The 26683-nt window shown below is 37.4% G+C and carries 21 protein-coding genes and 3 pseudogenes; 8 read left to right on the top strand and 16 right to left on the bottom strand.

Annotated elements, in window-relative coordinates; all coding sequences use genetic code 11:
- Positions 1-432: 432 nt before the first annotated feature.
- The 5 genes from V6670_RS11450 to V6670_RS11430 all read right to left on the bottom strand — a co-directional run bounded on the left by V6670_RS11450 (position 433) and on the right by V6670_RS11430 (position 6485).
- The gene (locus tag V6670_RS11450; protein WP_338651145.1) at positions 433-1962 is read right to left on the bottom strand and encodes a DHA2 family efflux MFS transporter permease subunit; all 1530 of its coding nucleotides are present in this window, start codon (positions 1960-1962) and stop codon (positions 433-435) included.
- Positions 1963-2482: 520 nt separating this feature from the next.
- Complete coding sequence (locus V6670_RS11445) at positions 2483-3265, bottom strand: AraC family transcriptional regulator (RefSeq protein WP_338651144.1); 783 nt, start codon at positions 3263-3265, stop codon at positions 2483-2485.
- A gap of 14 nt (positions 3266-3279) precedes the next feature.
- Positions 3280-3855, bottom strand: a complete 576-nt coding sequence (locus V6670_RS11440; protein WP_338651142.1) for a LysE family translocator — start codon at positions 3853-3855, stop codon at positions 3280-3282.
- A gap of 199 nt (positions 3856-4054) precedes the next feature.
- On the bottom strand, positions 4055-4432 hold the full coding sequence (locus V6670_RS11435) for an enoyl-CoA hydratase (protein WP_141904365.1): 378 nt from the start codon (positions 4430-4432) through the stop codon (positions 4055-4057).
- A 622-nt stretch (positions 4433-5054) separates the two neighbouring features.
- Positions 5055-6485: a PLP-dependent aminotransferase family protein gene (locus tag V6670_RS11430; protein ID WP_338651140.1), complete on the bottom strand. Its 1431-nt coding sequence runs from the start codon at positions 6483-6485 to the stop codon at positions 5055-5057.
- A gap of 158 nt (positions 6486-6643) precedes the next feature.
- On the opposite strand from V6670_RS11430, the gene V6670_RS11425 reads away from it, so the two are divergent.
- From V6670_RS11425 to V6670_RS11415, 3 genes and pseudogenes are all read left to right on the top strand, one after another.
- Complete coding sequence (locus V6670_RS11425; protein ID WP_338651138.1) at positions 6644-7144, top strand: cytochrome c oxidase subunit 3; 501 nt, start codon at positions 6644-6646, stop codon at positions 7142-7144.
- Position 7145: 1 nt separating this feature from the next.
- Positions 7146-7430, top strand: a pseudogene (gene qoxD / locus V6670_RS11420) (cytochrome aa3 quinol oxidase subunit IV).
- Between the two features lie 94 nt (positions 7431-7524).
- A pseudogene (locus V6670_RS11415) lies at positions 7525-7826 on the top strand (TetR-like C-terminal domain-containing protein); the annotation flags it as partial.
- Positions 7827-7900: 74 nt separating this feature from the next.
- Here V6670_RS11415 and V6670_RS11410 read toward each other — a convergent pair.
- Positions 7901-8455, bottom strand: a complete 555-nt coding sequence (locus V6670_RS11410) for an XRE family transcriptional regulator (protein WP_141904367.1) — start codon at positions 8453-8455, stop codon at positions 7901-7903.
- 142 nt (positions 8456-8597) lie between these two features.
- On the opposite strand from V6670_RS11410, the gene V6670_RS11405 reads away from it, so the two are divergent.
- A complete protein-coding gene (locus tag V6670_RS11405) occupies positions 8598-9800 on the top strand; it encodes an MFS transporter (RefSeq protein ID WP_036126373.1) in 1203 nt (400 codons plus the stop codon).
- 469 nt (positions 9801-10269) lie between these two features.
- Here the strand turns inward: V6670_RS11405 and V6670_RS11400 are convergent, their stop codons facing one another.
- The 4 genes from V6670_RS11400 to V6670_RS11385 all read right to left on the bottom strand — a co-directional run bounded on the left by V6670_RS11400 (position 10270) and on the right by V6670_RS11385 (position 13859).
- Positions 10270-11610 carry a HAMP domain-containing sensor histidine kinase gene (locus V6670_RS11400; protein ID WP_338651133.1) on the bottom strand — a complete coding sequence of 447 codons (1341 nt, stop codon included), beginning with the start codon at positions 11608-11610 and terminating at the stop codon, positions 10270-10272.
- Positions 11607-12245 carry a response regulator transcription factor gene (locus V6670_RS11395; RefSeq protein WP_338651132.1) on the bottom strand — a complete coding sequence of 213 codons (639 nt, stop codon included), beginning with the start codon at positions 12243-12245 and terminating at the stop codon, positions 11607-11609. The genes V6670_RS11400 and V6670_RS11395 overlap by 4 nt, the downstream gene beginning before the upstream one ends.
- A gap of 12 nt (positions 12246-12257) precedes the next feature.
- Entirely contained in the window at positions 12258-12800 is a 543-nt protein-coding gene (locus V6670_RS11390; protein ID WP_141904371.1) for a glycoside hydrolase family 73 protein, read from the bottom strand.
- A 174-nt stretch (positions 12801-12974) separates the two neighbouring features.
- Positions 12975-13859: a GNAT family N-acetyltransferase gene (locus V6670_RS11385; RefSeq protein WP_141904372.1), complete on the bottom strand. Its 885-nt coding sequence runs from the start codon at positions 13857-13859 to the stop codon at positions 12975-12977.
- Positions 13860-14323: 464 nt separating this feature from the next.
- Between V6670_RS11385 and V6670_RS11380 the strand changes: the two genes are divergently transcribed.
- From V6670_RS11380 to V6670_RS11370, 3 genes are read left to right on the top strand one after another with little or no spacing between them, the layout of a single operon-like run.
- On the top strand, positions 14324-15844 hold the full coding sequence (locus tag V6670_RS11380; RefSeq protein WP_141904373.1) for a spore germination protein: 1521 nt from the start codon (positions 14324-14326) through the stop codon (positions 15842-15844).
- Between the two features lie 16 nt (positions 15845-15860).
- Positions 15861-16982, top strand: a complete 1122-nt coding sequence (locus V6670_RS11375; RefSeq protein WP_141904374.1) for a GerAB/ArcD/ProY family transporter — start codon at positions 15861-15863, stop codon at positions 16980-16982.
- Entirely contained in the window at positions 16969-18093 is a 1125-nt protein-coding gene (locus V6670_RS11370; protein ID WP_141904375.1) for a Ger(x)C family spore germination protein, read from the top strand. The genes V6670_RS11375 and V6670_RS11370 overlap by 14 nt, the downstream gene beginning before the upstream one ends.
- A 1-nt stretch (position 18094) precedes the next feature.
- Here V6670_RS11370 and V6670_RS11365 read toward each other — a convergent pair whose 3' ends face one another.
- The 5 genes from V6670_RS11365 to V6670_RS11345 form a co-directional block, all read right to left on the bottom strand.
- A complete protein-coding gene (locus V6670_RS11365; RefSeq protein WP_141904376.1) occupies positions 18095-19048 on the bottom strand; it encodes a nucleoside hydrolase in 954 nt (317 codons plus the stop codon).
- Between the two features lie 163 nt (positions 19049-19211).
- Positions 19212-22379 carry an ATP-binding cassette domain-containing protein gene (locus tag V6670_RS11360; RefSeq protein WP_141904377.1) on the bottom strand — a complete coding sequence of 1056 codons (3168 nt, stop codon included), beginning with the start codon at positions 22377-22379 and terminating at the stop codon, positions 19212-19214.
- A 104-nt stretch (positions 22380-22483) separates the two neighbouring features.
- Entirely contained in the window at positions 22484-22894 is a 411-nt protein-coding gene (locus V6670_RS11355) for an SRPBCC domain-containing protein (RefSeq protein WP_141904378.1), read from the bottom strand.
- The gene (locus V6670_RS11350) at positions 22891-23217 is read right to left on the bottom strand and encodes a metalloregulator ArsR/SmtB family transcription factor (protein WP_141904379.1); all 327 of its coding nucleotides are present in this window, start codon (positions 23215-23217) and stop codon (positions 22891-22893) included. Before V6670_RS11350 ends, V6670_RS11355 begins: the two co-directional genes overlap by 4 nt.
- A 590-nt stretch (positions 23218-23807) precedes the next feature.
- Positions 23808-24494, bottom strand: a complete 687-nt coding sequence (locus tag V6670_RS11345; protein WP_141904380.1) for a diphthine--ammonia ligase — start codon at positions 24492-24494, stop codon at positions 23808-23810.
- A 198-nt stretch (positions 24495-24692) separates the two neighbouring features.
- On the opposite strand from V6670_RS11345, the pseudogene V6670_RS11340 reads away from it, so the two are divergent.
- A pseudogene (locus tag V6670_RS11340) lies at positions 24693-25146 on the top strand (NUDIX hydrolase).
- 19 nt (positions 25147-25165) lie between these two features.
- Here the strand turns inward: V6670_RS11340 and proS are convergent.
- Positions 25166-26602, bottom strand: a complete 1437-nt coding sequence (gene proS / locus V6670_RS11335; RefSeq protein ID WP_141904381.1) for a proline--tRNA ligase — start codon at positions 26600-26602, stop codon at positions 25166-25168.
- Between the last annotated feature and the right edge of the window lie 81 nt (positions 26603-26683).

Here is a 26683-nt window from a genome sequence, read left to right as displayed (position 1 = left end):
ACTTCAAAATTATATAAATAGATTAAGATAAACGCTATATTAGCCGAACGTACCGAGCTAAATCGAGCCACTTTTTATTTGCATTTTATAGATATGAATGATCTATTAAAACAAGTAGTGTACGATATTTCCAACGATTTTTCGGTAAAAATAACGCTAACTTTGCAGATTGACACCCTTGCTTCAAAAGAAAATTCCATATGATGTTACCGGACTTGATCGTGATAGAGAGAGTTTGCGAATCCTAAAGAAATAACGTTATCAATGGATATTCTTGCTTCTTCTGTACTAGGAGTTGCTCAAAGATGGGATTCATTTTAGCTCTGAATAGATAACCGGCCAAATTATTGAGTTGTATCGATAATTTTTTTTATAAATCTCCTTTATCCAAATAAAAACAGGCGCTGCTTAAGCTTAGCAACGCCCGTTTATTTATTCTTCCACTATTTTTTCATTAACTTCCCCACTAGCATGATTTTCATGACTAGGTTTAACTCGCTTAATAAAGAAGGCAAGGACGAGTGCAATCGCTGCAATCAATGTTGACAGGAAGAATGTATAAGTTATACCATGTAGCATGGCTTCGTTCATCATTTGTTGCTTTAATTCCGCAGCAGACTGTGACGTTGTTTGAGTTGCATTAGCACTCATATTGTTCATCGCACTTGCAGCTAATTCCTCTGCTTTGACAGTTGTTTTATTGTTCATAATCGTAATCAATACTGCTGAACCTATTGCGCCTGAAACTTGTTGTAATGTGTTGTTCATTGCCGTTCCATGTGGATTATTATGCGCTGGTAGCTGATTCAAACCATTTGTCATTACTGGCATCATTACCATAGACATCCCAAACATACGTAATGTATACAGCACCACTAGTGTAGAATAAGCCGTATCCATACTAATTTTGCTAAAGTAATACGTCGTTACGATGGTGATAATCAAGCCAAATACGGCCAAGCTTCTCGCCCCATATTTATCAAAAAGCTTCCCTGTAATAGGTGACATGATCCCCATCACAATCGCACCGGGTAGCATGAGTAGACCTGAATCCATTGGTGAAATTCCACGGATTGTTTGAACGTAAATCGGCATTAAAATCATAGCTGAAAACATCGCCACCGAAATGACAATGGAGATGGCTGATGATAAGGCAAACATTGGATATTTGAAAATACGAAACTCAAGCATTGGTTCCTCCAGTCGTAGCTGACGAAGGATAAATGTAATTAAAGCGAGCGTTCCAATAATGATCGTTCCGTATACAAGGGCATTATCCCATCCTTTTTCTCCAGCAGAACTAAAGCCATAAAGCAAGCCACCAAATCCAATACTTGATAAAATAAGTGAAATTACATCGAGCTTAATAGGACGTTGAGGCGTCACATTCTTTAATTTAAAGGCTGCGAAAATTAATGTTAGGATGGCAATTGGTAGCACAAGATCAAATAACATTCTCCAACTGTAATGCTCAATTAGCCACCCCGAAAGAGTCGGTCCAATAGCTGGAGCTGTAATCATTACGAGACCGAACATCCCCATTGCAGCGCCTCGTTTTTCGACCGGAAATGCAGTCAGCATCACATTCATTAATAGAGGCATCATAATCGCTGATCCTGCAGCTTGAATCATTCGCGCCCCTAATAACACACCAAATGCAGGTGCAATACTAGCTAAAAATGTACCCAATGTGAACAAGGCCATCGCGGTAATAAATAATTTTTTATCCGTAAAGCGTTGAATGAAGAACGCGCTGGCGGGAATTAAAATACCGTTAATTAACATATAACCTGTTGAAAGCCATTGTACTGCCGTTGCATTCACATCGAATTCAATCATAATAGCTGGAAGCGCAATGTTTAGTAAGGTTTCATTTAATATAGCAACAAAGGCCCCAATAAATAAAATGGCAATCATGCCGTATGGCGTTTTTGTCTCAACTGAAATGGTTTTCTCTGACATATAGTATCAGTCCTACTTTCTTTATCTTTTTCAATTTCATTCACATGTTTAGGAAGCCGTTCGATTACCTCTAAGTCCTTAAAAGATTTGAACTGCTTCGTTCATTTTTCCCCCAATCTGCTGTTTTGCCCCTGTTGATTTCATCAAAACCACCCCTCAAAAAAAAAAAGACTATTAAAAGTGTTGACGAAAGAATAGAATGTATTATATAATTAAGATAGGGATAGTTCGCTGTATAATAAATACACAATGTCTATCTATATAAATTTATCATAAGACATGCTTTATTTCAATGTGTTTTACATAATTATTTTCACAAAAAAGTCGATTCCTAAACAATAGGAATGCGACTTTTTTTCATTATATTTTTATTAAGCCTTCCCCCGTTCATTCGTAAATGGTTGTGGCGACTTATTATAAGTAGCGGCGATTATTCGAAACTCTAATGATCACCCCACTATATTGTGCTATTGCATTACATAGGACAAGCGTTGTCAATTTCTTGTAGTCTTTCACGGTGTTATCTGTTATGAATAAAAGATAAATACTCAAAAGCTGTTATGCCAAAAATACGTTTAAATTGCTTGTTCAAATGAGGTAGATCAACGTAGCCACATTGAGCGACTGCTGCATATATATCCGCTGTTTGCTCGATAATCGACTTAGCCCTTTCCATTTTGCAATTTAAGAAATATTGATAAGGGGTTATACCTGTTTGCTTTTTAAATAGACGAATAAATTGGAATGTCGTCAATTGTAGCTCCTGACAAATATCTTCTAATTTTAGTACGTTATCAGCATAGGAATGAATAATCTCTTTAGCTTTGTTAACGATAAAATGATCCTTTTTTAAAGGCGAATTAAAATCTTGTTCAACTAAACTGTCAGCTAATTGTAAAAATAGTTCGTTACATAATGTGGAATTTTTTTCTGTTAAAACAGCATGTGACAGATTTAATATATGTTGCTTAAGATGATTATTATAAATGATTGGTTTCTCAAAACTTACAATATCTTTCTGTTGAATTGCTTCTAAAAATAAAGCTGGATCGATATAAAGCATTACATATTCAAGTCCTTCACGATTATAAGCCATTCCGTCATGAACTTGTTCAGGATTAAAAAACATAACACCGTTTTGATGAGAGAGCTGTAAATGCCCATCTAGATAGTAATGCTGAATACCTTTCAGCGTGACACCAAATGCATATTCTTGATGGGCATGCTTTTTGTATTGAAAGTCTGTAAAACTAGCTTTTAATGCGGTAATTCCATCTGTCTTTTTGTATGTAAAACTTTGCATTGTGCTCACCTCTTTTAGGTCCAAATCATGATGGCTGCATAGACCAAACAGAAGGCCATACAAACATTGACTACTTTTTTATGGTTTTGTAAAAATTGTTTAAAGATTGCTCCAAATAATACCCATAATAAGAAAGCAATGAAACCAATAATGGTAATGGCTAATATACTTAATGATAACGCCAAAATCGAATCGTAATAAGGTAAAACGAAGCTTGGAATAACTGTCATTGTAAATAATACTACTTTAGGATTTAAAAACTGCATCAAAAACCCTGATGAGAAATTGCCGGTTTTATTTTGGCTTTCATTGGTAGTTTCCATTTTATATATTTGGTAAGCAAGATAGAGCATATAGGAAGTACCAATAACTTGCATCATCAACAAAACATTCGGAATCCATGTTGAAAACAATGTATTTAGAAAAGCTGATAATACGAGTAACAAGAAAAATGCAATCGTAGAACCATAAGAAAAATGTAACCCTCTTTTAATACCATAATTCTGTGTCGTTGCTAGAATAATAATATTTGTTGGTCCTGGTGTAACCGTAATAATAAAACAGTACATTAAAAAAGATGTAATATTCACGAAGCAAACTCCCTTTCAAGTTTATCTCTTTGAATTATTACATCTATTATTTATATTATTATAGTACAAAATTGCACATTTACTTTGTCCAAATACTTGGTTTCCAATCTTCTTCTATCCATTCGAGGTTTGGTGCTATATAATTAGCACTTAGAAATAGACGTTCTGCACTTCTCATCTACTAACACCCATGAATAATTTATAAAATAATCCCTGAAAAACTTCCCTTTAACACCTCTTTGCCAAGCTGATTTACACAGGTAAAAGTGGTAGTTATAGCCGTTCGATCCTTTTCATCGGGTTCAAATTGTTTGATTATGACATCGCAACGAATAGTATCATCACTAAAAACTGGCCGTAAAAATTCGAAATTCATTGTGCGAGCCAATACATTATAGTCACCACCGACCTTTGTAGGGAGCGTGGCTGTTAAAAGACCTTGCACAACAAAACGACCTTGTTCATCAGGTGTAATATGATGAACCCCTTCATCCTTGGACACCTTTGTAAATAATTCAACGTCTTCCCTTGTAAACGTGCGTTCAAATGTAATTTTTTCGCCTATCTGTAACCCCATTTATATCCCCCTTATTGGACCATAAATTAGTCTATATAATCAGAATAGTAAAATTCATTACATTACTCAACTATTTTCAGAGACACAAAGCAGCCACCTCATGTCGATTAAACATCGAAACGAGGTGGCTATAACTAAGATTTAAATGTTGGTATATAAGGAGTGCCTATTTCCCTTATAACCGTTGTGGGAATTAAAATATAATAAGGTGTGACTGCCTTGATGCTTTCTCATCAGCAGCAAAAAGCTAACATTTGAGACTGTTAGAACAGGTAAAACTGAGAAAATCAACGATACTTGTTGTGAATTTGTATAACCTCTTTATTAAAAGTGGGTTCTTTCTATTTTTTAAATCAACCTTTTTAATAGCGAATAGCGCGAACTACCTCTTCACACATGCCTTTTTCTTGCTACCAACAGGTTTGTCCCATCACCTTCCAGACAATTAATAGATTTCATTACTTGTGTGAATAATTGTGAATCCATCCACACTGCCATGATAGTAGTTAGCCTTGATGGATAGTTGTTATCCATGACTCTATGTTAAATGCTTTCTATCAATTTTAAAACATCCACTTTCCCAGTTTTTTAGACATCCACTTGTCTATAATTTACAAAATTTCTAGAAGCTATTAAGAGCTTGAGCAAACCTTTTAATTCCTTCATCAATTGAATGAACATCTTCCCTTGCATAAGTAAAGCGAACAAAATCCTTTTTAGAGCCCATCGTTGATCCAGGAACATAAATGACACCTCGTTTAATCGACTCTTCTAGTAATTGCGTTTCATTATATTCTCTCAATACTTGACACCAGATGTGAATTCCACCTTGAGGAATGGAAAACGTCACCTGGTCTTGTAAATACGTATTTAGGCTGTGCACTATAGTATCGCGTCGTGTTTCTAATTCCTTCACTAAATGCTCGATATGCAAATTGAAATTGGGTGACTCTAAAAAATCATTGGCCATCCATTGCGTAAAACTAGAATGACCAAAGTCGATTTGTTGCTTTGCATCGGATAGCCTTTCAATAACAGATGTTGGACCAACTATCCAGCCAATTCGTAATCCTGATGCCACAATTTTGGACAACGAGCTAATATATAAAACATTGCCATTGTTATCGAGCGATTTAAGTGTAGGCATTTTATCCCCTGAGAAGGCTGTTAAGCTATAGGGATCATCCTCTACTACAGGAATGCCCAGCTTAGAGGATATGTCTAAAACAGCTTCTCTTTTCTTTAAAGCTAACGAAGACCCCGTTGGATTATGAAAATCAGGATTTAAAAAAATCATTTTAATGCGGTGTTTTTTATATAATGCTTGCACATCTTCAGGGTTAATGCCATCCTTATCAACAGGAAGATAATGGATTTGCAAGCCAGCTGTCTTAAAAATAGGCAGATTGAAGTTGTAAGAAGGATCTTCAATAGCGACTGCATCTCCAGGCTTCAACAGACATTGGACAATCAAATGTAAGGCTTGCTGTGCCCCTGATGTAATCAGTATGGAAGAAGGCTTTGTTGCGATTCCCCTGCTTTGTTGAATATGTTGCGTAAGAGTAGTTCGCAGTATCTCACTCCCTAGCGGATGGTCATAGCCGAGACTACCAATAAAAGAACGCGTTGCTGTAATTTCTCTTAAAGCACTTTTTGGAAAAAGATCTTCTGATAATTCCCCTGAAGCTAAATTAATTAATTTGTGATCAACAGCCTCTTTTCTTATTTTTTGCGTGACAGGTAGATTCGGTAAAAAAGAGCCCGCCTCAATATAGCGATTCCAGCTAGGAATTCGTTTCCTTGTGATCCCCCAAATGTCCTTGCTAATGGTTGTGCCACTTCCCCGATTTCGTTCAATAAGTCCTATTGCTTCCAATTCGTCATATGCACTAACGACAGTACTTCTGTTGATATTTAAAGCATGTGCTAAATAACGCTCAGATGGTAAAGGTTTATCGGGCGGAAATGTACCGTCTGCAATCCCCTTTTCTATATATTCTGCAAGCTGTTTATAGATAGCCTTTTTTGCTGTTCGATCAGGTTTCCAGTCCATATATACTCACCTCAGTCATGCCATATCCTTCTTAGCTCTAGGAAATAAGCTAAAAAGGCAATCATACTATAACATCTTTCAGAACTAACCATCCACTTCCTTATTACTTTTGCCATCCACTTTCAATTCAGTCCTTCACATTTGAAGAAAACCCTTACTTGTTTGGGACGCTCTTTGCAGGCTACTTTGTTTTAGTGGACCGTACAGGAAATGGCCCTACAGGAGCCGACATTTTTGAAATCACACCTGTTTTGATTGAAACATTTATTCTCTTAACAAGTAGCTTTACTATCGGCTTAGGCATTCACGCCATGCGTAAGGGCTATACGAAAGCGATGATCATGTTCTATCTTTTGACACTACTACTCGGTGTCGTATTCGTTGGTTTTGAAGTTTACGAGTTTATGCACTATGTACATGTAGGAGCAGGCTTACAGACGAGTGCCTTTAAGGCTGCCCTTTTAACAACATTAGGAACACATGGTGCACATGTTACATTTGGGGTATTCTGGGGAATATTTATTATCTATCAACTAATACAACGCGGCTTGACACCAGAAACAGCCAATAAATCATTCATCTTTTCTTTATACTGGCACTTTTTAGATGTGATCTGGATCTTTATTTTCAGTTTCATTTACTTGAAAGGAATGGTATAACATGACGGATTTATTTCCACTGAAACAAGTAATAGGATTTGGTCTGTCGATAATTCTAACAACGATGGCAGCCTGTGTGTATTTTTTTGATCTATCTTTTCCCATTACTATGACAATTTTATTAGTTACAGCATTTATTTAGGCTGGCCTACAATTAGTGATCTTTATGCACGCTAGTGAAACAAAGGATAAGCCTGCGATTTATACAAATATCTATTATGCATTAATCATCGCTCTCGTAACGATTTTTGAGACATTATTATGTATGATTTGGGGCTATATCTAATAAAGAATAATGAAAAATCGTCTTTACTATTCCAAGTAAGGACGATTTTTGTGTGAAAACACTACTAAATGATGTGACTGAAATAGCTGTTTTAATATTTAAATTTTTAGATCAAAATCGGCGGTTTATGAAAGCAGTATTAGGTACAAACGGAGATTTATCTTTTCAGACGAAATTGAAGAATTTTATGTGGAAAACATTATTTGAAAGTACTGATACCCCACTTAAATTAGAAAATTTACTTGTGCCAGGAGAGTATCTTGCTTCGGCACATATCGGGGTTGTACAGCAATGGCTACTTTGTGATGGCCAAGAATCTCCTCAAGAAATGGCTCGAATATTATCGACCATCACACTAAATGGCCCATTTTTGCTGCTGGTCTAAAAAATACCTGAATGGTCGATTGTCTGATGAGCAAGGCAGAAACGAGTGTCATGTTTCTGCCTTGTATTTTGTGAGAAGTACTTATTTATGGCGTTGTATACGTTAACGATAGCATCAAATGGACTTTTTCATTTGAGCGATTGATGTAAGTGTGAAGTTCTTCACCTTTAAATTTAATGACATCCCATTGGTTTAACTGATGGCATTTTTCTCCGACCTTCAGCTCTAATTGTCCATTTAACACAAGTACAATTTCTTCAGACCCTGCTAAGTGACATTCACTGTACTCACTATTTGGCTCGATACAGCCTCTATACCACTCTGATCCATGTGTTTTAAATAATGGTTCGACAAACCAGTCATTATTATGCCCTGCAAATTGATACTCTGAGCCGAATCGATGGACTTCTGTATGTTCTTCAAATGTTAATAAAGAAACGAGTGGAATATTAAGTCCTCTACATATTTTCCAAAGGATATTGACGGTTGGATTTGTTTCCCCTCTTTCAATTTTCCCTAATGTCAATTTACTAACATTGCTGACATTCGCTAGCTCCTCTAAACTCATCCTTTTGTTTTTTCGAATTTCTCTTAGATTAACCCCGACTTGACCAGATAAGTCAATATTTTCCTCATTCATTATGCGCACCCCTTTCATTGACTTTGTATATTAAGTATATTATAGTATACAAGTCGATAAATTATAGTTTATTTTTAAAATAAAAAGTTAATTATAGTATATCAAATAATCATCTATATTGACAAAAAGAGGTGTGCTTTCAATGATAGCAAAATCAAAAAATCTATATATTATTTGGAGCGTTTTTTCTTTATTCATACTCTCTATGAATCTACGAGCTTCCATTACATCCATCTCACCCGTGCTGAAAAATATCCAGGCCGATTTACAGATGTCGAGTGTTGTCGTCAGTTTACTAACGGCTTTACCTGTTTTTTGTATGGGGCTTTTTGCACCACTGGCTGGAAAGTTAAGTGCACGGTGGGGCATTGAGCTGACGATAGCGTTATCGGTTTTATTAATTGGCGTATCAACTGCATTACGTTTAGTAGCGACTTTCCCTTTTCTTTTATTATTGACAGCTGTCTTTAGCGGAATAGGCATTGCCATTACAGGTCCACTAATTTCTGGTTATATTAAAAAGCATTTTCCTAAATCCTCATCCTCGATGATTGGTGTGTATTCAGCTGGCATGGGGATTGGTGCATCTTTAAGTGCTGGCTTAGTTGTGCCTGTTATGCATGCTTTTCACCAATCTTGGAACATCGCTTTAGCGATCTGGTCTTTGTTTGCACTAGTAGGAATCATCGTTTGGATTCCTATTATAAAAAAATCACATCAATCACAAAACATAGCAGAGCAAGCTGTCAGTCAAAAAAGCCGACTACCTTGGGGAAATCGTTATGTTTGGCTTTTGATGGTGATGTTTGGTTTACAATCGGGTGTTTATTATTCCTTGGCAACATGGCTTGCGCCAAAAGTACAGGACATGGGTTATAGTGATGCATATGCCGCAACAACGGTTACTATTTTTTCTGTTATGCAAATGATTTGTAGCTTTATTATTCCAATTATCATTAATAATAGTGTGAAGAGAAAACCTTGGATGCTACTATGTGCTTTCAGCTCCTTTATCGGCATCCTATTATTAATAATTGGCGGGACTTCTCCAATTCTCTGTGCCGCATTAACGGGGATTGGTGCTGGTGGTTTATTCCCATTAGCAATGATTCTACCTTTAGATGCAACGACTACACCAAAAGCTGCAAGCGAATGGACAGCCATGATTCAATTTGGTGGCTATATTATTAGTGGAATTATTCCGATGCTTGTTGGGGTTATAAAAGATGTCACTAATACATTTGACGTTGCCCTTTTCGCCCTATTAGTGGTAATGTTTGTTCTCATGCTGCTAACGTTAAAAGTGAGAACAAAAACTGATTCAACTATTCGTATACTTTCCTAATAAACAAAAGGGGAGTCACTTCATGTGATCTCCCCCTTTTCATGTTGAAAGATGATGTTAATTTGATTTCTGTTCTGCCAGCATCCGATAAGCTACTATGCTAATCCCCTAAGAGTGACGCTGGCTTTACTCCAATCTTAAGTGGCTTTTTGTCTTTCTTACTAGTAAGTAGTAATGAATAAAATAGCACATCATTAGGAGAAGAATACGCTCTTATTTTCAATGTGAAGAAGTATTAGTCACAACAGCCATCGATAAAATGAGGGATGAACACCTTCATTTTATTTGTGCAACCTTTGCTAAAAAGATACCACTTTTATGGAGTTTCAATCAGCATAGATAATGGCTACCCCCACTTTGCTCTGTTGCAAATACCTCTACATGTAAAGAAAATCCTCGTGGAAAACATGGTCTAACTCCTCTATTGGAGGAAATAGTCCCCATCTACATCATTGTAAAGAGTAAGGCACTATCCCCTCTGCCAAAAATCAATTGTAAAGGTGATTTTCCCATCGGCTAATGTGGATTTAGTCGTGTAGCCTAATTGTTCAGCAAGACTTTTCACTGTGGCGAGACCGAGACCAGTTCCTGAAATATGCTTGTTTCGAGAGCTTTCCCCTACATAAAATGGCTGCCATATTTTAGAGATATCTGGCAGTGTGGTATCATTCGTAATTTCTAGCCTACCATGTGAATCCAAGCAGATGAATATGTCACGACCAGAGGTATACTTGACAGCATTACTGATCAAATTCTCTACAATAAAATGGACTTTCTCTTGCTCGGTGTTTAGCATGAATTCAGTTAGTTCTGATTGAAGAAAAATTTGTTTATCTCCTTGCAGCGGCTGATAGCTATGAATGATTTGTTGCAGTAGCTGAATAACATCAAAGCTGGATACTTTCGAATCGTTTTCTTCAGTTCTAGCGAAATAAAGCATATCTGTGATGATTTTTTCCATTCGATCTATTTGCTGATGAATAACGGTTAAATAGGTTCCATCATCCATCCCATCTTCCATTCCACTTGCATATACGTTGATTAAAGCAAGAGGCGTCTTTAGCTCATGTGTTAAGCCTACCATAAATTGCTTCAAATCCAGATTGCGTTGCGTTAATTGCTGTTGGGCTGATTCCAGTGTTTGACTCATTTTATTAATGCTTTTGGCTAATTCTTCGATTTCATCACCTGTTTGAATGTTTGCCTGCTGAAAATTTAGTGCGCCAATTTCCTGCGCCACTTGTTGTAGCTCATTTAATGGATTGGTCAGCTTGCGAGATAAGAGGGCTGTTACCATGATAATTACTAAAATACTGGCAATTAAAAAGACGAAATTAAAGCGATTGATAAAAGAAGCAATATCCGTAAAATGAGCCATAGAGGCTCCAATCATTACAAGCTGGTTTCCCTCTTTGACATAATGCACAAGAAAGCTCGATTTTTGTTTTCCTTGATCATACAGTTTGCCTACTATTTTTTCTCTAGCTATGTCTTGTAGCACTTCTTCTGAAACCCAAAATTTATTAAGAGCGATCTGTTCTCTCGCCAGCTGTAGTCTTAAATTTTCGTTCAAATTATCGATGGAACCTTCAAGAGGCACAGTGATGATTGTGACATCAAATTGTCGTTCCACTAGGCTAGGTTCATCCTTGGTCTGATACGTTTCATAAGCGTCTGCTACTTTTTTATTTAACTGATAGAGATAATATTTAGGCAGAAAAAATTGGCTGACGACAAGCGAAATCGTAAACGTAACAATCACAACGAATGTGATATAAATGGTTAATTTAGTGCCAATTTTTTGCTTCATTCGCTTGTACTATATCCAACACCTCTATGTGTTTGGATAATGTCCTCTCCTATTTTTTCTCGTAATCGTCGAATATGTGTATCGACGGTACGAGGATCTCCGACATATTCCAGTCCCCACACTAAATCTAAGAGCTGATCTCTCGTTAAGATTTGTCTGCGATTCTGGCTAAAAACACGTAACAGCTCGAATTCTGTTTTGGTTAACTCAATTTCTGTCCCTGCTCGCCAAACGCGCTTGCTAGCAATATCGAAGGTTACTTCCTTTAGTTGCTGGACAGACTCTATTTGCAGCAATTTTTTCACCCTCATAATGAGTACTTTTGGATAAAATGGTTTATGAACATAATCATCAGCTCCATCTGCTAGCGCTTGAAATTCATCCTCACCAGTGTCCCTTGCTGTAAGCATTAAAACCTTGATTTTTTGTGTTTTTTTCATCTCACGACAAACCGTAATACCATCTATTTTAGGCATCATCCAATCTAAAATCGCTAAATCAATTTTTTGTTGATAAAATATCGCAAGTGCTTCCTCCCCGTTTGTAGCAGTAAAGACAGTGAAACCCTCCCTTTGAAAATAGCTTTGTAAAATCTTTAACATATCTAATTCATCATCAGCAATGAGTATATTCATTTTATAGAACTCCTATTGATCATATTTTCCTAAATGATATTGTTCGATAATCGCAATTAATTTTTCAGGATATAAAGGGTCCGTCGAGTAATTGCTTTTTTTTAAGGCATAGGCTGCCTCTTGATAATTGGTCGCCTTCAGCACCTCATCATATTGATGGGCATTCCAGCTCGTTCCATTTAATAATAGCTGACGATGGTCCTTTATTGCACTTTTCCAATCAGGATAGGCTCGAAATTCAGCTTCGGTTGTATAGCTTTTATTGTTTTGATATTCGATTGTCGGCATTTTGATGGACTTTCCTTGATACCGTCCCTTTATCCCAAACAAATTATTGGCATTGACAGCCAATTCACTCCGTCCAAAATTGGATTCTAAAATAGCCTGCGCGATTGTTATACTAGGCAATATCTCTCCGTTTTGTTGATGTAATGCAACAGCGATTGGCGCAATGTCGTCGACAAATTTCATTTCATCGTTATTGTCCTGCCCACATAGTTTGGCTACGTACAAGCTTATCATTACTGCAAATAAGATGATGAGCATTTTTTTCATAGTGTTTAACCTCAATTCCATTCATATGATGCTTGTATCATAAAACAACAATGTTACAGCCATTTGACAAAATATCATAAATGGCTAAAAAAAGCCCGCACCTTTGAAGGTACGAGCTAGTATTCATGTTATGTTTGCTTTGATGAATTTTTGTTAAAAGCGCTCATGTCCAGACTAACAATGGGATGTTAAAGGGAACATAAAGTTACCTTGTAGGAGTGACTTTTTCGATAGGATGAATAAGGCATCGTCATCATTTGGTGTGATGGTTGCTGTCATGCCGTCCATCGCAAAGTTAGGGGTGAAATAAAATACCACCTTTTTCGTTGTTTGCTTCACAATGTTTGCTAACACAGCCTCCGCATTGATTGCCTGTTGGGAGATGATATCGTAAATATTTAATATCCCGTCCTCTTCCTCCATTAACACAATGGTTGCTAAATCTTCTAAATAGTAAATGGCATGTTGGAATACTAGGGTGAAATAAAACATTAATAAACTATCGTTTTGTTCAACATCTACAATATTTGAAAGGATATGACGATTTTTCGCATAGTTTTCAAGGAGTGTTAGATCCTGTTCAATTGTCAGCTGTCGGACGATGGCATCCTCCCTCAGTGGAATAGGCTTTTCCGTGAGGTCTAAGCTAAATGCGCTTTCATGAATTCGTGTAAAGCCAAACTTTGGATAAAAATCTAGTACAGTATCATTGGCAAAAAGATACATAAAATCACAGGCATCTTCGTATTCCTTGAGAATATGCTGCATTAACTGCTTAGCCAAACCTTGATGGCGAAACTTTTCATCGGTCATCACCGTACCAATTTGAATCCCTTTTAATCGTTGACCATTTATTAATACAGACATTTTATGAATAGAGGCATTGGCAATCACTTTTCCTCCCTGAACAAAAGAATACGGAATATATCGATCATTCCAATAGCCTTTGTTGTACCAGCCTCTAAAATCTAAGCCGAATGTTTCGATGGCTAAATCATTAAAGCTTGCCTTCAATTTTTCATCATGACGATAATTACTCACTAACTCATATTTTATCACGTCTATTCCCTCCGATTTTGTGTTTTAATAGCTCATTATTGTGGGAATACTCACCTCCTAAAAACAGAAAAAGACCTTATGAGAACAAACTCATAAAGTCCTTTGTTATATACAGAAAAAAATGCTAGCCACTTAAGTAACTACCAATGATCTCTGTTTACATGGATCAGACAGGATTATGCTGCTCTTCGTTATCGCAAGAGGGCCATACTAAATAAACCCTATAATTCACAAAAAAATTATAGAATAGCCCCTTTATTAAATTCATTGGAATTTAATTTGCGATAATTAGTTTTAGCATAAAACGGCTGATCTCCCTTCTGTTTTTAAGAATACTATTATACTACCACTTTTTGTTAAGTACTGTCTACTTGATGATGAAAATGAAGGAAATAAGTATAGAATACCCCTTTCAAGACAATTCTATAAAAGAAGTTAGCAATGAAGGGAGCCTACAATTCATCATGAAATTTAAACTACCTTTCAATAAAAAACAGCCACCTTCCATCAAAGAGGCACCTAAAGAAAATCTTGTGAGGGTTGCACATACAACAGAACATTTTATTCAATCAATCAAAAATGCAACAAATGATCCAGCTGATTTAATTATTAAATCACTTCCTCCAAACTTGACCCTTATTTATATCGATAACTTAATTGATGATCAAACTTTGAATAATGATATTATCGCTTGTTTACAGAACAAGCCACATGAAACACCAGAAGACATTGTGATGGCCATTTCTATTGCTGAAGTTAGTCAAGCCAGTTTATTAAAGGAAACCGTAGCTTCAATGGTCAATGGATCTGTTGTGATTCATGTAGACGGTAGCTCACAAGTGATTTTAGCCAATATCGCTAGCCGAGAATCTAGAGCATTGTCAGCTCCTGAAAATGAATCACAAGTAATTGGTACACAGGTTGGTTTCAATGAGAGTCTTTCAACGAATATTTCCTTAATTCGTCGCTACATAGTAAGTCCGAATCTTTGCAATGAAAAAATAAAAGTTGGCACACGCACCAATACGTCTGTTTCACTCCTATATATGCATGGAATTGCTAATGACCAAATGGTCCATACGTTACGCCAGCGAATTATAGACCTTACTATCGATGAATTGCTCGATAGTGCGGTTCTAGCAGAAATGATTGATGATAATTCATTATCAGTCTTCCCACAAATGCTGCTGACGGAAAGACCTGACAGATTTTGTGATGCGGTTTTAGATGGCAAGGTGGGCGTTCTTGTGGATGGTAGCTCAATGGCCATCATTGGCCCCCAAGCCTTTACTGAATTTTTTCAAAGTCAAGAAGATCAAAATTTAAGATGGCAAATTGCCACATTTCTTCGTTTACTAAGGCTTGCTGCCTTCTTTTTGTCCGTTTATTTAACACCTTTTTATGTGGCAGCTTTGACCTTTCATTACGAGGTGATTCCGCAAGCCTTCCTCGTACCATTAAGTGAATCGAGGGCTTTGGTTCCGTTCCCACCGATATTTGAAGCTTTACTGCTGGAAATTATCATTGAATTACTGAGAGAAGCTGGAGCCAGATTGCCAACTAAAATTGGACAAACCATTGGTATCGTTGGCGGTATCGTTATCGGGACAGCAGCTGTACAGGCAGGTATAACAAGTAATATTTTACTGATTATTATTGCACTAAGTGCTTTAGCATCATTTACCTCACCGAGTTATATGATGGGCAATGTGGTTCGTCTTATTCGCTTTCCCATTATTATACTTGCAGGATTTTGGGGTTTTTATGGCATCATGCTGGCTTTTTGTTTTATCCTTATCCATCTGTTACGCCAGACAAGCTTGGGAGCACCATATATGTCTCCTTTCTACCCACCAAGATTGAAGGAAATGCGGGATAGTATTATCAGAATGCCCATTCCCTTAACAGCAAAAAGACCTACTTTAACAAGACCAAAGGATGATTATAAATTCGAGCCTGAGCCTGTAAAACCGGAAAAAAGTTGAACTGAAGGTGAGATAAATGGCAAAACCTATACAACTTAGCCCTAAAGATATGATCAATGCTTATTTGCTTTTTTTTGTGGTACACGGTGCACAAATTGGGGTTGGTATACAGGGATTTCAACGCATTATCTATCAGGATGCAAGACAAGATGCATGGATTTCAGTTCTACTGGCTGGTATTGCTACACATATCGTCACATTTTGTATGATTAAAACTTTAGAAATCTATGGCTCCAATGATTTATATGGAATTCAAATCGATATCTTTGGCAAATGGATTGGCAATTTTTTAAATGCTATGTATGTCATCTATTGCTCTGTAGCTTTCTTTTCCGTTTTGCGAAACTATATAGAGGTTATACAAGTATGGATTTTTCCAAGTATTGGGACATGGTTTCTATCTGCTACGTTATTAATCATTATTATTTATGCCTTTACGGGTGGGCTTCGAGTAATTGTTGGGGTGTCTTTTTTTAGTATCATCCTATCGTTATGGATTATGCCGATGTTAGCCTTCCCCTTGAAGTATTCCTCAGCAGAAAGTCTCTTTCCTATTTTAGAAAACGACTTTCGCTCGATTTTAAAGGGTGCCCATTCGATGACTTTTACCATCATAGGCTTTGAAATTTTGAACGTGATTTATCCCTTTGTGAAAGACAAGGAAAATGTTAGAAAACCTGTCCATTTAGGGTTATTGGCTTCAACGGTCATCTATTTAGCCGTCATGCTGGTGTCTATCACCTACTACAGTGAAGGCAAGCTACTGAAAACGATTTGGGCAACCTTGACATTGTTTAGCTTTATTAGCTTCCCTTTCATGGAACGCTTTGAATTTGTAGCCGTTTGTTTTTGGATGTTGATTATTTTACCTAATCTTTGTCTGTATTTATGGGCGGCCTATCGGGGAGCGATTCGATTAGTTAATATAAGTGGAACGACTTTTGTCTGGATACTTTCGTTCTTTGTTTTCATTGGTACATTACTTATTCAAACACGCACACAGATCAATACAATCAACACTGTGTTTGGACAAGTGGCATTTTTTGTGATTTTTGTCTACCCTCTTGTGCTATGGCCAATCGCCCTACTGAAGAAGAACCTCACATCAAAGAAGGTGAAAAAGAATGAACAAGCTTAAAGGAAAATGGTTGGTACTTCTATCGATTGTTTTTTTATATGGATGTGCCCAAACGAATATTTTGGATAAAGTAGGATTAACCACTTTAGTCGGCTACGATATAGGAAAAGAAGAAAAAATTGCAACGACAGCCGTCATACGTGAAGTAAATCCTGAATTCCAAAGCAATGTGGAAGTTCTAACAACGGAAAACGATACAAGTAAAGGGAATCGAATGGAAGCCAATCGCAAGCTTTCGAAAAAAATCATGGTTGGTCAAATGAGGGTAATTTTGTTCGGTGAAGAACTTGCGAAAGATGATCTTCGTTATTATCTTGATACAAATCTAGAAAATGCAAGTGTCAGCAATGGAATCTTTATGGCAGTTGTGGAAGGCGAAGCAGCACCATTACTGAAATACGAATACAAAAATATCGAGGATATTGGGCAGCATATTTTTAGGCTCATCGAACAAAACGTCAAGCAGGAATATATGATTTCGTCCACGCTTCATCAAATTGCCCACGATTATTATTCAATTGGCAAAGATTTAGCTATGCCAATATTAAAAAGAGATGATGAGCTAGTGGAGTTAAGTGGTGTCGCTCTTTTTAAAGGAAGTAAAATGGTCAGCACCCTACCAGTAAAAGATAGCTTTTACGTAAAAATCGTTCGAGACACATTTAAAGTGGGACTATATGAAACTATACTGGACAAAGAAGATGTTCCATCCAAGACCCTTCAAAAAAAAGGCAACAAAATCACGGTAGCCTTTGATGCGATTCATTCGAAAAGAGAAATACAATTAATCGATGCGGATAAGCCAACATTTGACCTGAACATCAAAATCAAGTCAAGAGTATTAGAAGTGTACCCAGATATCAACCAAGGTGACCCAAAAAGTGTATCGGCACTAGAAAAAGCGATTGAGAAAAAATTGTCGAAGGAAGTATCAAGGGTGATTGCCCATAGTCAGGAAGTCGAATCCGATATTTTCGGTTTTGGTGAAAAATACCGAAGCTCCGTGAGACATTCTGAACTCACTAAAGAAAAATGGCATGAGATGTATAAAGATATGAAAGTAAATGTCCATGTTGATTTTGTGATTTTACGGAACGGTGTTTTTGAATAAGCTACTGCAATGGTTGCCCTGTCATAATCGTCAAAAAGTGGTGGAAAAATTTTTCATATTGGATATCAAAGGCAATACGATGTTTTTTCTCACCATTGTTTATACTTTCATAAGGCCGTGTTTCGGCAATACTTTGCCCTCTTGCAGGGCCTTCTAATTTATCGACAACAGTTACGGGATAGGTCTCATAAATAAACATGTCAGGCTCCATTATAGCCATTAGCGTTAACGCATCATGCACAGGGCTCCCTAAAAGTGAGGGGTCCCGATCTTGATAAAAGCGAGTATAGTATTCCATTAATGGTTTGAGGATTTTTGTTTGTCCAAATGAATCAATATAGTCTACCATACCTGGCGTGACAATCGCCTTTTGTGTAGCATTCAAGGGAATGATTGTAACATTCTTTGCATAGGTCAGCACGATATTAACTGCAAACGGATCACCATGAAAATTGGCCTCTGCTACTGTTGTGACATTGCCAGGAACCCAAAACGCTCCACCCATAATATAAAATTCCTTGACATGTTTCATAAGCTCTTTGTAGAGGATAAACATCGTAGCGAGCGAGGTCAATCGCCCAATATTAACAATTGTTAGCTCATCATTTTTATATCTTTCTATAATATTGACGATTTCAAAAAAGTTTTCAATTTTTAATTCATGATCATCATTTGGAATAATGGGTCCTAATCCCCGTTCGCCGTGTATTTCTGGATAGTAGGTCGGCTGTTCACCAGTTAAAGGTACTTCTGCCCCTAAAATAACGGGAATCCCTTGAGGGAAGCTAAACAATCTCATGACATAATAAATATTGGATACCGCATCTTCTCGCGATACATTGCCGTAGTCCGCCACTAACCCAACAATTTCAATTTCCTGATTGAGCCTGGCATAAATTAATGCTACGGTATCATCAATGCCAATATCCCCAAATAACAGCACTTTTTTTACCAAAGAATATCCTCCCTTTTCCTGCCAATCCGGCTATTCCTATAGTACGATGAAAAGCTCAAAGGCGATACAGATTTGAATGTTTTTGGAAAAAATAGTGTATGATTCTAGTCAAATGAAAGTAGCCCATCTGCTCAGTGCAAATGGGCTTACTAACATATTGGCTTTAATTATTATGCTGTAAGAACTGATAAACCGCCATCATTTCCTGTTTATTCAACTCACGAATGCGATTAAAAATAGGAATATTGGCAACTGTCTCAAGATGAGAGCCTTCTGTTACTACATCACTGACAGTACCAGTTAGCCACGTTTCCACATCAATGCCATCAACAATTTGCTGGCGACCTTCATCGTTTATACCACTTGCACCGCAGTTGATACATGGAACGGTTAATTTATTGACCCCATCATGCAGCCCATCCTCTGAAAGCACCTTTTTCCCTTTGCAGAATGGACAACTATGACTAGCTTTTACTTTATTGATTTGAGTGACAATTTTTTTATAGCCAAATGCTTCATAAACATACGTTAATTTTTTGTATTTTCCATTCGTAAAATACTGGTCGATGATATTTTCTCTTGTCTCGTAAATATTGGCAAAATCACAGATGGTTACTTGGTTTTTTAGGCTGATAGTCTCTATAGAATCTTGGATTTTGTCCCAGAATGGAAGTACATTTTGTAGGACAATTTCATAGCCAACAAAGCTTGCTAGCTCTAATTCCAGCATTTTCAACGCTACTTGTGTTTCTCTTGGCAATAAGGAGACATCTTGTAGAAGTGACATGTCACCCCCTACAATGGCTTTCAATTTTTCAAGTTGTGGTAAGTTCCCTACAGTTTTTATTACCACATCAAGAGGTTGACGAATCAAGTCACGAATATCTGTGTCCCCAAATTGTAATTTCTTCTGGTGGTTAAGCACAGTGCCATGACAAATTGGGCAAGGCATCATCTCTCTTGTTTCCTTCATTTGCTCCTTAATAATGGATTTTGAAATGACGATATAGCGACCGATGATAAAGTTAAAACCTTCCCATTTCTTCGAAGATTTTGTTGCCTTATCATAAAAGGACTTATCCCAATACCCATATAAAAATATATGTTTTTCTTCCTCAGTCATAGCATTGTAACTTTTACTAATATCTTGACCAAGTTCATTTTTAATTTCTTCAAAAAGAAATTCCAGCTTCGCATGTTGATAGTATTTTAAGACTTCCATAATATCTGGATGTAATAAACCATCCCAAAATGGCACGTTTTTATCTTGTACGACTAGATCAAAATCGAATTTGGAAATTTCCAATCTCCCTGAACAGCTTGGACAATGATTGTCTTGGCTATAGAAATCGAAGCTTCTTGTATCCTTATTCGTTGGGTGTGCAGCGACAATATGATTAATCAGACCACCCATTTCATACAAAAAACTATACTGACTATATAAATGTCTTTCCAAGTCGATTGCAATAACAGGCGCTATTTTATTGGATTCATAGTCACCGTAAATGAGACGTGCCATTGAAGATAAGCTTTTTAAAATGCCACCTTTATAAATATTTTCAGCCTTTTTAAAATAGCTTATAGGTTGGTCTTCTAAGTATTGAATACCATTTCTTGATGCGAGCGTAGACGCGATTTGTAATGGAGCTGTTTTTGTATGGTTAGCCTGATTATAATAGTCCTCATGACAAACTACCTCAAGATGTGTCACAGGCTCCTGCTGTCTTTTACCAAAGTCTACAATGAAATCAGAGCTCTCTAACATATAGGTATTATGCTCAATCATGATGATAGAGATAGCTTCATCCTCAAGGATGTCCCTTACACTATCAATAAATTGGTTTAAAATGTTTTGAGATAATCCTTTAGAAGGCTCATCAAAAATAAACAGTGTATGTGGATTTCGCGAGTTCGCAAATAATTCCGATACTAAATGCACACATTGGAATTCACCAGTCGACAGCGATTGTGTTTTTCTTTCCAGTGTCAAATAGCCTAGCCCTAGTTTAATTAGTAAGCTTAAACGTTTATGGGCGATATCTTCATGAGGAAGTTCATCAATAATGTCTTCAATCGAGCGTTGGAAAATAGCATCAATGTCCTCGCTATATTTGGTTAGTTTCTTTTTAATATCGAGGAAAGTTGCGACAGTGGATCGACTAGTAATGGACTGATTCCGATCCTGCCCGACCATCACTAGTTTGTCCTTTGGATAGCGTTTGACAAAATCTTTAGCGATACATTCATTCACAAGTGTTGATTTCCCACAGCCAGACTCCCCAGTAAAAGTAACAAGTCGGTTTTGCGGAATGGCTATTTCGTCCATTTGTATATTGCGGCAATATAAGTCTCGGAATTGATAAAAGGATGTTGGCTTTGATGGGTTTCGTTCCGAATAGATAGGCTGTGGTCGAGGAGATTCTTCCACGATTTTACCGCCGTATTTCCCACTCCCTGGTCCAAAGAATAGGTGCGTATTTGCCGTGTCTAGCACCGTATCTGAATGATCAATAAGCCAAATTTGGTTTTTAGTGCCCAACTGTTGGATTTGCTCTAAGATTTTTAGTAATGTATCGTGGTCAAGACCAACAGAAATTTCGTCGACAATAATGACCGTGTTTTCGCTAGTAGCCATGAATTCTGCTAAGTAAAGTCTTGTTAATTCTCCGCCCGACAATGTCCCCATAATACGATTTAATGTTAAATAGCCAATATTCATCTGGATAATATTTTGAAGAATATGTTGCTTCTCTTCACTTATATTTAATTCTTTTGATAAGGAATAGATGGTTTCGATACTGAAATTGTGAATATCAGAAATACTGTATGATTCATTCCATAAAGCTATTTTATGTTGCTCCACTTCAGGACTATAGCGTTTACCTGAGCATTTTTTACATTCTACATTTTTCGTCGTGCCACGTCCTTTACATGCAGGACACCAGCCTAATTCATTGTTAAAGGAAAACATCTCTGGAGAAAGTTGAAATTCATCCGCCAGTCGATTACGAATTTCTTTAAAAACACCCGTATGAGTACCAATCGTTGAACGGGGGTTGCTGGAAATAGAGGATTTTCCTAAAAAAAGTACGAGGGGCATATCCTCCATTTTGATGGCACTGAAGTTCGTTTCCATAATGTTTGGAAATAAATATTGATACTCCGCCTTAGGTAATAAAGAAACAAGACGTTTTTTGGATTCTTCCCCAATCGTTTGACAAAATGTCGTTTTCCCTGAGCCAGACAAACCGGCTATACCCAATGATTGATGTTCTGGTAAGACGACATCTAAACGGTTGATATTGTTGGCAATTAATTGATTGATCTTCATTTAGTTATCCTTCCATGTCTAGAAAATTAAAAGATTTGAGTGAAAATGAAAGAACACAATTCTTGCTACGGAATTGCGCTCTCCTTGTTATCGTTTGATTTGCATTAGGCTAGTACTTTTTCAAGCTGTGTGCTCATATTCGTCCAAGCATATGTTGCCCCTTCGATTGCCCCTTGACGAGCTTTTGTTTCTTCGCTAAAGCCACTTTGATCAAGATGCAGCTGAGTCGTGCCATCTGAACCTTGTGTTAATGTCCATGTAACAGTCGTTGTTTCGCCAGTACTTGTCCAAGTGTAAGATAATGTATGAGGCTCTTCTACTTCAAGCACCTCACAGTCTACAATGCCATCCCACCATTCATTTGGTTCAGCACGGAATTGAAATTTATGCCCAACGATTGGTTGGAAGTCATTATTCCAAATCCATTTTGCTAGCGTATCTGAATCGGTTAAAGCATGCCAAACCTGCTCCATTGAACTTGTAAATTTAAAATCTAATGATACATCTGGTTTCATTTTTTTTCCTCCAATAATAGATGTAATTTAGCGATTCTTTCTTTCCAAAATCCTTCATAAAACGATACCCAATCCTGTATTTCTTTCAACGGGGCCGCATTCAGCCGATACCTCGTCTCTCTACCTTCCTTGCGAGCAACGACAAGACCTGCATCTTTCAGGATGGCTAAATGTTTCGAAACGGCGGTACGCCCCATGTCAAATTGAGCGGTTAATTCGTGAAGCGGTAACTCATCTGCCTCTGCCAGTAAACGAATCAACTTTCGTCTTGTAGGGTCAGCAATGGCTACATAAACGTCACGCTCTTGATGATTATTATTCAAAACCACCACCCTTTCTAATAGGACACTAAATGGTGTCTTAATTATATGACACCATTTAGTGTCCAGTCAATGATTATTTTGGACAAAATGAGATGGATTCTATACCTATAAAGAAGAAACAGCCAAAATGCAAAAAAGTACAGAGGTGAGAGCCTTTGTACTTTTCGTTCATTATTATTTATTAGTATCTATTTCTTTAAATTTTTTATGCGAGCCATAAAAACCAGAGTATGTAGTAAGCCTATATGTTGACTCATTGTTTTCTCTATTACTGGAAATCGTTTATTTAAGAAACGCTCATTTGCCTAATCAACTTGTTTCAGTATATTTTCAATGCTTTGCCACTTTCAGAAATTCGTGATAACCATTAATCAATTTAGCTTCCCTAACCCTTGCGCTAGTCAGCTAACATATTGCTTTTCTTGATGAAGATTGGCAATCATTTTTAAACGATAAGGATTTGACAAAGCACTCAATACTAATAGTAATTCAATCCCATTTAAAGTATCTTTCCTATGTAATCATTTTATTACACACGACCATATACATTAAAAGGAAAAACCATGCTCATCACAAGAAAGGCTGTGGATTTACGCAAGTTCTAAAGGTAAAAATGCATAGTCTCCATCTCTTATAATTGGACATTTGCGCACAGCTATTGGCTGCTGGAAAAGAGGACCATCAATGACGGTTGTATGGAATTCTCCCCCCTCCCCGCACCGATCAATCTTACGAGCTTCTAGTTCCAATACATATTCAGGGGTAAGTATTCGCCCTAAATCATCCTCAGTCATTCCTAAGGATAAGTTGACCGTGACAATCATCGTGATAAATCCTAAGTTAATAAATTCATCGACTGCTTCGCGATGGTCCATTTCCCATAATGGCATACCTAGCTGTAATCCAGCGTTTTTTGTGACCTTATCATGCCAGCAGCCATGTGCAGGCATATCTAAGTCACCTGTCACTAATACTTCTGCCCCCTGCTGTTTTGCCTCTTCTAAAAGGTGCATAAATACACTTTCGTAGTCTGCCCAACTAGCTGCAGCCGTAAAGACAGGCAATCCGATCGAGTCAGCCTGCGCCTGGATAAGCTCAGGCGGCATGCCATGTGACCTTGAACGTTTCCCTTCTTCCTCTAGCATCACAAGCAGTCCTACCGCCTGACCTACCTGGGATGCTTTATATAAAGCTAAAGTACTGTCCTTTCCACCACTAAATGAGGCAATAAATGGACGATCTTGTGCATTCTGTTTCCAGCCTGTTGTATCTGTCATTCCCTTATCTCCTTCTAAAAAATAATCTGTTAGCATCCTTATCAAAAAATTGAGTTATAGTAGAATCATTTTTAATCTCTATATCCCCATTTCTTCAGGAAATTTTCAAGATATAACACCCCTTCATTTTATCATAAGTAGAATAAAAATCTGGCTAACTATGTTAAGGATTAGAGAGAGTAAGAACGGAGGGTCGCTATGAGTGATTATGTTATCAAATTAAGACAACTAGTTGGGACAATGCCTGTTATTTTAGTAGGTTCTACAGTAATTGTCTTAAATTAGACGAGAGAAGTTCTACTTCAATTTCGTGCTGATATCGAAATGTGGGGATTACCTAGAGGAGCAATGGAACCAGGGGAAACCCTTGAGGAAACAGCGAAGCGAGAGCTGTATGAAAAGACAGGATTGCATGCAAACAATCTTCAGTTTTTAACGATATTATCAGGTTATCAGGACTATTTTAAATATCCTAATGGGGATGAGGTATTCGGCGTAACGGCAGTCTTTTTAACTGATCAGACAGATGGATGGCGAAAGCTTAAAATTGGACTACTTCCCTGTAGATGCGTTGCCACCTAATATCATGAAGAAAGCAAAGGATTTAATCGATCACCACCTCATAACAACAAACAGCCTCCTAATTAAATAGGAGGCTGTTGTAGTCGTTATTAATAGGCTTGTGCAAACCAAACCGTATGTTTAGCTTCATTTCCACAGCCAATACATGTTGTTTTTGTTGTTGGTGGATTAAACGGAATATTACGAGATGTATATTTTGTTTCTTCCTTCACTTTTTCCTCGCATGCATCTTCTCCACACCAACCAGCTAGTACCCAGCCAGGAATTATACTGTTTGCTTTGGCTGCTTCAATATGCTGTTGTAATTGTGGTAATGAATCAATCATTGTATGTGTGTTTGCTTCACGGAACTGACGTGCTTTTTCGAGTAAGCGCGCTTGCATGGTTGTTAATTCTTCTTCAATGGCTGTGATAATCGTAGCTAAATCGATTGTCCGTTTTTCCTCTTCATCACGTGCTTTAAGTAAAGCTTGATTGTTGTCAAGATCACGAGGTCCTAATTCAATGCGAACTGGCACCCCTTTTAGCTCCCATTCATTGAACTTAAAGCCTGGTGATTGGTCCGAATCGTCAAGGCGTACGCGAATGCCCTTCGCTTTTAAAGCGACAAAAATTTCATCTAAATGCTCCATAATTTGAGGGTTCTTTTTCCATGGTCCCACTGGAATTAAAACAACTTGAGTTGGCGCGATGCGTGGAGGTAAAACAAGCCCCTGCTCATCACCATGCACCATAATTACCGAGCCGATTAAGCGCGTAGATGTCCCCCAAGATGTTGTGTGTACATACTCATGCTGGTTCGCTTTATTTAAATACTTAATGTTAAATGCTTCTGCAAATTTCGTACCTAAATAATGAGATGTACCAGCTTGCACAGCCTTGCCATTTTTCATCATCGCCTCAATCGAATACGTATCGACAGCACCTGCAAAACGTTCAGAAGGGGTTTTTTGTCCGTCATAGACTGGAATCGCTAGTACTTGTTCTACAACTTCTTTATAGATTTCAAGCATTTGCATCGTTTCTTGACGAGCATCCTCTTCATCCACGTGCGCTGTATGTCCTTCTTGCCATAAAAATTCAGATGTGCGAATAAAAGGAAGAGTTTTCTTTTCCCAACGGAAGACGTTTGCCCATTGATTAATCAAAACGGGTAGGTCACGGTAGCTTTTAATCCAATTGGAGTAAAGATGGCCAATCATCGTTTCAGACGTTGGACGTAGTGCCAGACGTTCTTCTAATTGTTCCCCTGCTGCCTCTGTTACCCAAGGTAGCTCAGGTGAGAATCCTTCGATATGATCCTTTTCTTTTTGGAAGAAAGACTCAGGAATAAGCATTGGGAAATAGGCATTACGATGCCCTGTCTCTTTAAAGCGACGATCCATTTCCTCTTGAATATGCTCCCAAATCTCATAGCCATCAGGTTTAAAGGCAATACAGCCACGAACAGGTGTATAATCCATTAAATCGGCTTTTTGGATAGTCTCAATATACCATTTCGAAAAATCTTCTAATTGTGTTGACATGTGATCTCCTCCAATTTTTGTTAAATCATTGTTGCCTCGGTGTAAGAAAAACAGTGTCATCTACCAGGGCGTTTAGCTTGT

Source organism: Lysinibacillus sp. Y5S-8 (assembly GCF_036894365.1).
Taxonomy (GTDB): Bacteria; Bacillota; Bacilli; order Bacillales_A; family Planococcaceae; genus Lysinibacillus; species Lysinibacillus fusiformis_D.
Note: the sequence above shows the minus strand (reverse complement) of the source record. Positions and strands in the feature narration are given on the sequence as shown.